The 7,752-nt window shown below is 66.3% G+C and carries 8 protein-coding genes; 5 read left to right on the forward strand and 3 right to left on the reverse strand.

Annotated elements, in window-relative coordinates; translation table 11 throughout:
- Positions 1 to 10: 10 nt before the first annotated feature.
- On the reverse strand, positions 11 to 925 hold the full coding sequence (gene nudC / locus U0988_RS08725) for an NAD(+) diphosphatase (protein ID WP_322292236.1): 915 nt from the start codon (positions 923 to 925) through the stop codon (positions 11 to 13).
- A complete protein-coding gene (locus U0988_RS08730) occupies positions 925 to 2,241 on the reverse strand; it encodes a serine hydrolase domain-containing protein (protein ID WP_322292237.1) in 1,317 nt (438 codons plus the stop codon). Before U0988_RS08730 ends, nudC begins: the two co-directional genes overlap by 1 nt.
- Positions 2,242 to 2,346: 105 nt before the next feature.
- Between U0988_RS08730 and U0988_RS08735 the strand changes: the two genes are divergently transcribed.
- Complete coding sequence (locus U0988_RS08735) at positions 2,347 to 2,568, forward strand: hypothetical protein (RefSeq protein ID WP_322292238.1); 222 nt, start codon at positions 2,347 to 2,349, stop codon at positions 2,566 to 2,568.
- Between the two features lie 3 nt (positions 2,569 to 2,571).
- Here U0988_RS08735 and U0988_RS08740 read toward each other — a convergent pair whose 3' ends face one another.
- The gene (locus tag U0988_RS08740) at positions 2,572 to 3,627 is read right to left on the reverse strand and encodes an A/G-specific adenine glycosylase (RefSeq protein ID WP_322292239.1); all 1,056 of its coding nucleotides are present in this window, start codon (positions 3,625 to 3,627) and stop codon (positions 2,572 to 2,574) included.
- Positions 3,628 to 3,656: 29 nt separating this feature from the next.
- Between U0988_RS08740 and U0988_RS08745 the strand changes: the two genes are divergently transcribed.
- The 4 genes from U0988_RS08745 to U0988_RS08760 form a co-directional block, all read left to right on the forward strand.
- On the forward strand, positions 3,657 to 4,238 hold the full coding sequence (locus tag U0988_RS08745) for a DUF721 domain-containing protein (protein ID WP_322292240.1): 582 nt from the start codon (positions 3,657 to 3,659) through the stop codon (positions 4,236 to 4,238).
- The gene (locus tag U0988_RS08750) at positions 4,238 to 4,924 is read left to right on the forward strand and encodes a DsbA family protein (protein ID WP_322292241.1); all 687 of its coding nucleotides are present in this window, start codon (positions 4,238 to 4,240) and stop codon (positions 4,922 to 4,924) included. Before U0988_RS08745 ends, U0988_RS08750 begins: the two co-directional genes overlap by 1 nt.
- Positions 4,925 to 5,036: 112 nt before the next feature.
- Positions 5,037 to 5,789: a thioredoxin domain-containing protein gene (locus U0988_RS08755; protein WP_322292242.1), complete on the forward strand. Its 753-nt coding sequence runs from the start codon at positions 5,037 to 5,039 to the stop codon at positions 5,787 to 5,789.
- Positions 5,790 to 5,831: 42 nt separating this feature from the next.
- Positions 5,832 to 7,752 (forward strand): AAA family ATPase (locus U0988_RS08760; RefSeq protein ID WP_322292243.1); only part of this gene is annotated, 1,921 nt, incomplete at its 3' end.

Consider the following 7,752-nt stretch of genomic DNA (forward strand, 5'->3'; position numbering starts at 1 on the left):
TTCGTTCTTGTCAGCCCTTCGCCAGCCACCATTTCAGCAGATGATGGGCGATCGCGACAGGCGGCGGCGGGGCGAATGGAATCAGTTCATCCTTCATCGCACCGTCGCGGCCCGCTGCCATGGCAGATAGGATGTCCTCGCGGGAAAACCAGCGCGCTTCCTCCAGTTCGGTAGTGTCGATGGTCAGCGCATCATCCTCCGCCACCGAATAGCACCCGATCATCAGCTGGCTGGGAAACGGCCACGGCTGGGTAGCGACATATTCGACATTGCGAACCCGCACCCCGGCTTCCTCGAACACTTCGCGCGCAACCGCTTCCTCGATGGTTTCGCCGGGTTCGACGAAGCCAGCCAGCGCCGAGAACGCCTTGGGCGGAAAGCGCGGCTGACGGCCGAGCAGCAGGCGGCCCGAATGCTCGACGAGCATGATCGTCACCGGGTCCGTCCGCGGAAAATGCTGCGCCTCGCACCCGCCTTCGCTTCTGGGACTGCAATCGCGCTGCCAGCCGCCCTTGCTGAGCCGGGTCGCCTTCCCGCAGCGGGCGCAGAACCGGTGCCGGGCGTGCCAATCAACCAGCGCCCGCGCGACGCCGTAGGTCGCCAGGTCTCCGGGCGCGAGCAATTGCATAGCCTGCCAGATCGCCGGGTTGGCATAGGCCGGTCCCGCCGCGCCCTCATCCGGCACCGCGGCAAAACAGCCCTTGCCGTCGATCAGACCGAGGAACACCAGTTCGGCGTCCTCCGCAGCATCGGCGAGAGTCCCCCAGCCCAGTTCCCCCAGGTCGCCGATCACCGGCATCAGCCCGTCGAGTTTCAGCAGCCGCGCGCGCCAGTCCATCAGCCCGGCAAGGGCAGCAGGATCGGCGCGGATATGGTCTGCCCGGTCGAGCGGAGACCCGGCGAATGCAACGATGGGCAGCGTCATCAGCCCTGCATGGCCGCGAGGTCGGCCAACACGGCTGTCGGGAACGCGCCGTGCACGGGAAATGCCTCCGACGGCATATACTGGGTGTAGAGCGACGCGCGCAGGCCGAGCTTCATGCTGACATAGGCCACCGTGCCCGCTGCGCCGCCCCAGCCATAGGTCCCTGCCTGCGCCCCGAGGCCGACCCGCCCGCCCGCGCCGAAACCGGCACCGTCAGCCATGGTCCCGGCGGTGCCGACCGTTTCGGGCAAGAGATTGGAGGTGCCGACGCGGACCGCCAGCTCGCCCATCACCCGCGTCCCGTCGATCGTGCCGTAACCCAGCAGCATCCGCAGGAACCGGTCGTAATCGCGCGGGCTGGAAACCAGCCCGGCCCCGCCGAAGGGAAAAGCGGGCGCCTGAGTGTAAATCGACGCATTGGCCGGATCGATCGGCAGCAGCGCTCCGCCCATGACCCCGTAATTGGCGGTCAGCCGCCCAATTTCCGATTCGGGAACCTGGAACCAGGTGCTGGTCATGCCGCAGGGTTTAAAGATGTTGGCCGCCAGAAATTCATCGAATGGTGTGCCGGAAACCACTTCGATTACCCGGCCCAGCAGGTCGAGCGAGACCGAATAGCTCCACTTGGTGCCCGGCTGGTAAACCAGCGGCAAGGCGGCGAGCCCGTCGGCGAAGGCTTCCAGGCTCTCGACCGGCTTGCCCCGCCCGAAACCCGGGATCGGCAGGCGGCTGACTTGTCCGGCGATCAGGCCGCGATCCTCATACGCGGTCTTGATCGCGCCCTTCTGGACAACGTTATAACCAAGCCCCGCGGTATGGGTGAGCAAATGCCGGATGGTGATCGGCCGTTCTGCCGGCACCGTGTCGGTGATCGAACCGTCTGGTGTCCGCTGCACCTGCATCTTGGCATAGGCGGGCAGGATTTCCGCCAGCGGCTGGTCGAGACCCAGCTTGCCCTGATCGATCAGCATCATCACGGCCATGCCGGTTATCGGCTTGGTCATGGAATAGATCCGGTACAGGCTGTCGATTCCGGCGGGCGCGGCCTGTCCGACCGCGAGCGTGCCCCTGGCGATGATTTCGGGTGACTGCTGCCCCCAGCCCATGGCCGCAACCATGTTGGCGAGCGTCCCGCCGCCATATTTGTTGACCATCGCCGCGACATTGGTCCAGCTTGCCGAAGTCGCGCCGTCCTGCGCGAAAACGGCGGCACCCATCGGCAGTCCCGCCAGTGCCGCCCCGGCCCCGAGCCAGGCCCCGCCCCGCAGCAGCGAGCGGCGTGAAAAGGCAATATCCTCGAATTCCCGGTAGGCCATCAGACAGTCCTTATTTGCAATCTGTTGACAGCTTGATGATCGAAGCGAAGTGAACGGTCAATTACCGATCTTGCAATCCCGTGCTGTTTTACCTATGTAATACACATGCTGAACATTCTTTCGATCCTGATCGGTATCGTCGCTCTGGTCCTCGCCATCCCCTCGGCCATTCCGCTGCTTGGCTGGGGCAACTGGATTGTCCTGCCGATTGCCATTTTCGGTGCCGGTGTCGGCGCACTTTCCAGTTCCAACACGGGGCGCAATTTCTGCCTGGTGGTAATCGTGATCGCGGCGATCCGGCTTTCGCTCGGCGGCGGGATCATCTAGGCTTTACTGCAGCGCCAACCGCGCAGCCTTGGCGAACAGGGTGGGCAGCCCGGCATCGGGAAGCCGCTCGATCGGCCACCATTCCCCCTCTGCCGCCAGGTTCGGCACTCCGCTGCGCAGCCGCCTGACCGACAGCTCGAGCGCGAAGTGGCTGAAGGTGTGGCGCACCAGACCCGCCGCTTCCCATTCTCCTGCCAGAGGCGGCTCGCCCGTTCCGTCGCTCGCGGCCGCCCAGCCATCGTCGGGCAAGCCGCGCATACCGCCCAGCATTCCGCTGCCCTGCCGCGTGACCAGCCAGACAGCGCCGCCGCGCTCGATCCAGAACGCCGCCCCCTGCCGCACCGGCCTGACTGCTTTGGGGGCCTTGACCGGGTAGTCCGCCGGATTTCCCGCAGCGCGGGCGGCGCAGTGGCCGGACAGGGGGCACAGCAGACAATTGGGATCGCGCGTGGTGCAGATGCCCGATCCCAGATCCATCATCGCCTGGGCGAAATCGCCGGCGCGTGTGCCGGGGGTGATGTTCTCCGCAAACTCGGCGATCTTGCGGCGCGATCCCGGCAGCGGCTGCGCAATCGCGAACAGGCGCGAGACAACCCGCTCGACATTGGCATCGACCACCACCGCGCGCTGGCCGAAAGCAATCGCGGACACTGCCGCCGCGGTATAGGCGCCCAGCCCCGGCAATCTGCGCAAGTCCGCCTCATTGTCCGGAAAGCCGCCCATCGCCGCCACTTCCCGCGCGCAGCGAACCAGGTTCCGGGCGCGGGAGTAATAGCCCAGCCCCGCCCATGCCGCCATGACGTCCGCTTCCGGCGCAGCGGCCAGCGCGGCGACATCGGGCCAACGCGCGAGGAAGTGTGCGAAATAGGGCTTCACCGCCGCGACCGTGGTTTGCTGCAGCATGACTTCGGACAGCCACACACGGTACGGTTCCGGCGCAGGCATCCCGGGCGGCGCCCGCCACGGCAGAGCGCGCGCGTGGCGGTCGTACCAGCCGAGCAGCGCCGCGGGAATGGCCCCGGAAAAGGTGCCCGGGGCAGAAGGGACGCTGGCAGTCATCCCGCGCCTATGGCATGGGTTTGCAGGTAATGGAATCAGACAGCGAAAAGCCCCGGAAAGCCCCGGCCAAGCCGTCCGCCAAACTCGCGCGTCCATACGAGCGCGCGCGCGGCGGCCCGGCAAAACCGATTGCCGACCTGATGCCCCAGATCGGGCGCACTGCCTTTCGCCGGTTCGGCTTCGTCCAGTCCTCCGTCGTCACCCGCTGGCCCGAGATTGTCGGCGAGACTCATGCCCGCGTCTGCGCCCCAGAGGCGATCCGCTTCCCGCCGGGCGAGAAATCAGACGGAATCCTGCAATTGGTGGTGCTGCCGGCCCATGCACCGCTGATCCAGCATGTGATCCCCGAAATCATCGAGCGAGTGAACCGTTTCTTCGGCTATGCCGCTGTAAGCCGGGTAAAGCTTCGGCAAGGCGTGGTTAAGCCGCCCTCGGGTGAAAGACGCGGCAGCGCGCCGCCGTCGCTCCGGCCGATCCCGATGGAACTGGGCGACAGCCTGCGCGATATCGGCGATCCGGAGCTGCGCAAGGTGCTGGAATCGCTCGCCCGGTCGATGGGTGGGCCGGACGATGGAATGCCTGAAAAGGGCAAGAAGGAAGGCAACAGCTGATGTTCAGGAAATCTGCCGCACTCGGCCTCGCGGCATTGGCAATGATCGCGGCGAGCGGCGCACATGCCGAATCGGCCAGCTACATCAACCAGGTCCGGGTTACCGATGGCGGTCACCAGATCGGCAATCCCGATGCCAAACTCGCGGTGCAGGAATTCGTCAGCTACACCTGCCCTGCCTGCGCCAATTACACGCGCTTTCATCATGGCGCGCTGGAACTGGCCTATGTTTCGACGGGCGATGTCACCCTGGAAATACGCCATATCATTCGTGACCCGATCGACCTTACTGCCGTGATGCTGACCCATTGCGGCGCGGCGAGCAAATTTCCGCAAAACCACAAGGCGATGATGCTGGGGCAGGACAAATGGCTGCCGCGCGCCCAATCGGCTACTGCGGCGCAGCGCAGCCGCTGGGCTACCGGCACCGGAGCCTCCCGCCGCCGCGCGATCGCGAGCGACATGGGGTTTTACGCCATGATGGAAAGCCGTGGATACCGGCGCACCGATATCGACCGGTGCCTGGCGGATGAAGCCAAGGCCGCCGCGCTGGCCGAGGCATCCGAGGCAAACGGGGCGAAATATTTCGTCTCCAGCACCCCCAGCTTCGCCATCAACGGCGTGACATTGGCAGGCACCCACAGCTGGAACCTGCTGGAACCGCAAATCAGGGCGCGCCTGCCCTGAACTGCGAGCAGTACGGTGACGGGGCATAAACTGTGGAAACTGCCCGCCCCTTCTTCTACCGTCGCGCCAAATCATCTAGCCTTCCCATTCCAGCATCAGGATACCGACCGAAATGACCACGCTCCGCCGCATCGCCTTGTTGACCTTCTCCGCTCCGCTCGCCCTGAGCCTCGCCGCCTGCGGGGACAGCGCCACGACCGAGGGCGAAATCGCCGAGAGCGCACCGGTTGCGAAGGTTGCGGCACCCGCCGGGCAATCCTGGGCCGATGTGGCGACGGTCAGCGAATATGACGGCTATGTGATGGGCAACCCGGACGCGCCGATCAAGCTGGTCGAATATGCGTCGCTGACCTGCGGTGCCTGCGCCGCTTTCTCCACCGAAGCCGCCGAACCGCTGCGCGATGAATACATCAACACCGGGGCGGTCAGCTATGAAATCCGCAATCAGGTCCACAATGCGATCGACCTGGTGCTCGCCCGCCTGGTGCGCTGCGGGCAGCCGGAAAGCTTCCACCCGCTGGCGGAACAAATCTGGCTGAACCTGGGCCCACTTATGCAGCAAACGCAGGCCAATCCGCAGGCTCTGGAAGCCGCCATGACCCTGCCCGAAAATCAGCGCTTCGCAGCGATCGGTGAAGCCAGCGGCGTGTTCGATTTCTTCGCGGCGCGCGGGCTCAGCCGCGATCAGGCGCGCACCTGCCTGGCGGACAACGCATCGGTGACGGCGATTGCCGAACGCTCCGAAGCGCAGTCGACCGAATTCAACGTCACCGGCACCCCGACCTTTTTCATCAACGGTACGCGCGTTGACGGGACCAGCTGGAACATCGTGGAGCCGTTGCTCCAGCGTGCCGGCGCGCGCTGACGCAGGCGCGGCAAACCAGGGGGCGGGGGAACAGCGACCAGGATGCAAATCAAGCGGCTCAAGCTCAGCGGATTTAAAAGCTTTGTAGAGCCTGCAGAATTGCGCATCGAACCCGGCCTGACCGGGGTGGTCGGGCCGAACGGTTGCGGCAAATCCAATCTGCTGGAGGCGATCCGCTGGGTAATGGGCGAAAATTCGCCCAAGTCGATGCGGTCGGGCGGGATGGAGGATGTCATCTTCGCCGGGACCGTCACCCGCCCGCCGCGCGATTTTGCCGAAGTCGTGCTGCAGGGTGAAACCGCCGACGGCGAAGAACTCGACGTCACCCGCCGGATCGAACGCGGGGCAGGTTCGGCCTATCGGATCAATGGCCGCGATGTGCGGGCCAAGGACGTGTCGCTGATCTTCGCCGATGCCGCCACCGGCGCGCATTCCCCGGCGCTGGTCAGCCAGGGCAAGATCGCCCAGGTGATCGGCGCCAAGCCGGCCGAACGCCGCCAGATGCTGGAAGAAGCCGCGGGCATTGCCGGATTGCACGTTCGCCGCCGCGATGCGGAAGGCAAGCTGCGTCAGACGGAAGCCAATCTTGCCCGGCTGGAAGACCTGATGGCCGGTCTCGATACCCAGATGGCTTCGCTCCGGCGGCAGGCGAAACAGGCGGAACGCTATACCAAGCTGTCGGAGGAAATCCGCGTCTCGGAAGCCCGGCTGCTGTTCGCGCGGTGGCGCGATGCCGCTGCCGCCGCCACGGCCGCGCGCGAGGAAGCGAAAGCTGCAGAAGAGCGCGTATCCCGGGCACAACAGGCTACCGATGCGGCGCAGAAGGCGCAGCACGCCGCGGCCGCCGCGCTAGCGGAAGCGCGCGAGGAACTGGCCGATCGCCGGGACGACAGCAGCGCGCATGGTCACCGAATGGCCGCGCTCGGCACCCAGCTCGAAGCCGCCGAACAGCGCCTCGCCGACCTCACCCGGCAGAAGACCCGGCTGCAGGAAGATCGCGGAGAAGCGGACCGGATGACCCGCGACGCCGCAGAGGCGCTGGCCCGGCTGGAGAAAGACCTCGCCGCCAGCGAAAAATCCCTCGCCGAGGAGCAATCGCGGCGCCCCACGCTGGCGGCGAAGCTGGAAGATCAGGAACGCGCCGGCCGCGCCGCCGAACTCGCTTTCGCGAAAGCGACTGCCGACCATGCCGGGGTGGAGGCGGAATGGCGCGTGGCACAAGCCGCCATTGCCCAGGCGCAGTCGCGGATTGACCGGCTCGAACACGAAGCCCGCCGTCAGGATGCCGCCCGCGCTGCTCTGTCAGCCAACAGCGATCCGGATGCCGCAGTCGCCGCCGCGAAAGGTGCCGCCGCCGATGCCGCTGAAGCGCTGACCAAACTGCGCGATGCGCTGGCGCAGCAGCAGGCGCGTAAACAGACCTTGCAGGACCGCCGCGACGAAACCGCCAGCGCCGTGTCTGCCGCGCGCGCAGAACTGGCGGGGATCGAACGTGAATATGCGGCGCTCGCGCGTGATCGTGAGGCTCGGGAGAAACGCGCCGCCGGAAGGTCCGGTCTGCCCGCTGCGCTCGACATGGTGCGCGCTGAAAGGGGGTATGAACGCGCCTTGGCCGCGGTGTTGGGCCGTGACGCCCGGTCGCCCTTGGGCACTCCGGAACCGGCGACCGAGGGGCGATACTGGACCGGCCGCGATGCGCCGCAAGCAGTGGCAGACAGCCTCGCCGCGCATGTCCGCGATTGTCCGCCGCAACTGGCCGCAAGGCTGGCGCTGGTCCATGTCGCCGAAAGCGATGACGGCCGCACGCTGGCCCCCGGTGAATGGCTGGTTACCACTGCTGGCGCATTGCGGCGATGGGACGGGTTCATTGCGCGCGGCGAAGGCGCGGCGGAGGCTGCGCAACTGGAGGCGGAGAACCGCTACGCCGATCTCGCCGCCCGGTTGCCGGATATGCGCGAAACCG

This window comes from Allopontixanthobacter sp. (assembly GCF_034376665.1).
Lineage (GTDB): Bacteria > Pseudomonadota > Alphaproteobacteria > Sphingomonadales > Sphingomonadaceae > Allopontixanthobacter.

Excerpts from the sequence above, each read along its gene's own strand:
- U0988_RS08740 (WP_322292239.1), bottom strand. The coding sequence starts at position 3,627 with ATGACTGCCAGCGTCCCTTCTGCCCCGGGCACCTTTTCCGGGGCCATT.
- nudC (WP_322292236.1), bottom strand. The coding sequence starts at position 925 with ATGACGCTGCCCATCGTTGCATTCGCCGGGTCTCCGCTCGACCGGGCA.
- U0988_RS08730 (WP_322292237.1), bottom strand. The coding sequence starts at position 2,241 with ATGGCCTACCGGGAATTCGAGGATATTGCCTTTTCACGCCGCTCGCTG.
- U0988_RS08755 (WP_322292242.1), top strand. The coding sequence starts at position 5,037 with ATGACCACGCTCCGCCGCATCGCCTTGTTGACCTTCTCCGCTCCGCTC.
- U0988_RS08750 (WP_322292241.1), top strand. The coding sequence starts at position 4,238 with ATGTTCAGGAAATCTGCCGCACTCGGCCTCGCGGCATTGGCAATGATC.
- U0988_RS08735 (WP_322292238.1), top strand. The coding sequence starts at position 2,347 with ATGCTGAACATTCTTTCGATCCTGATCGGTATCGTCGCTCTGGTCCTC.
- U0988_RS08745 (WP_322292240.1), top strand. The coding sequence starts at position 3,657 with ATGGAATCAGACAGCGAAAAGCCCCGGAAAGCCCCGGCCAAGCCGTCC.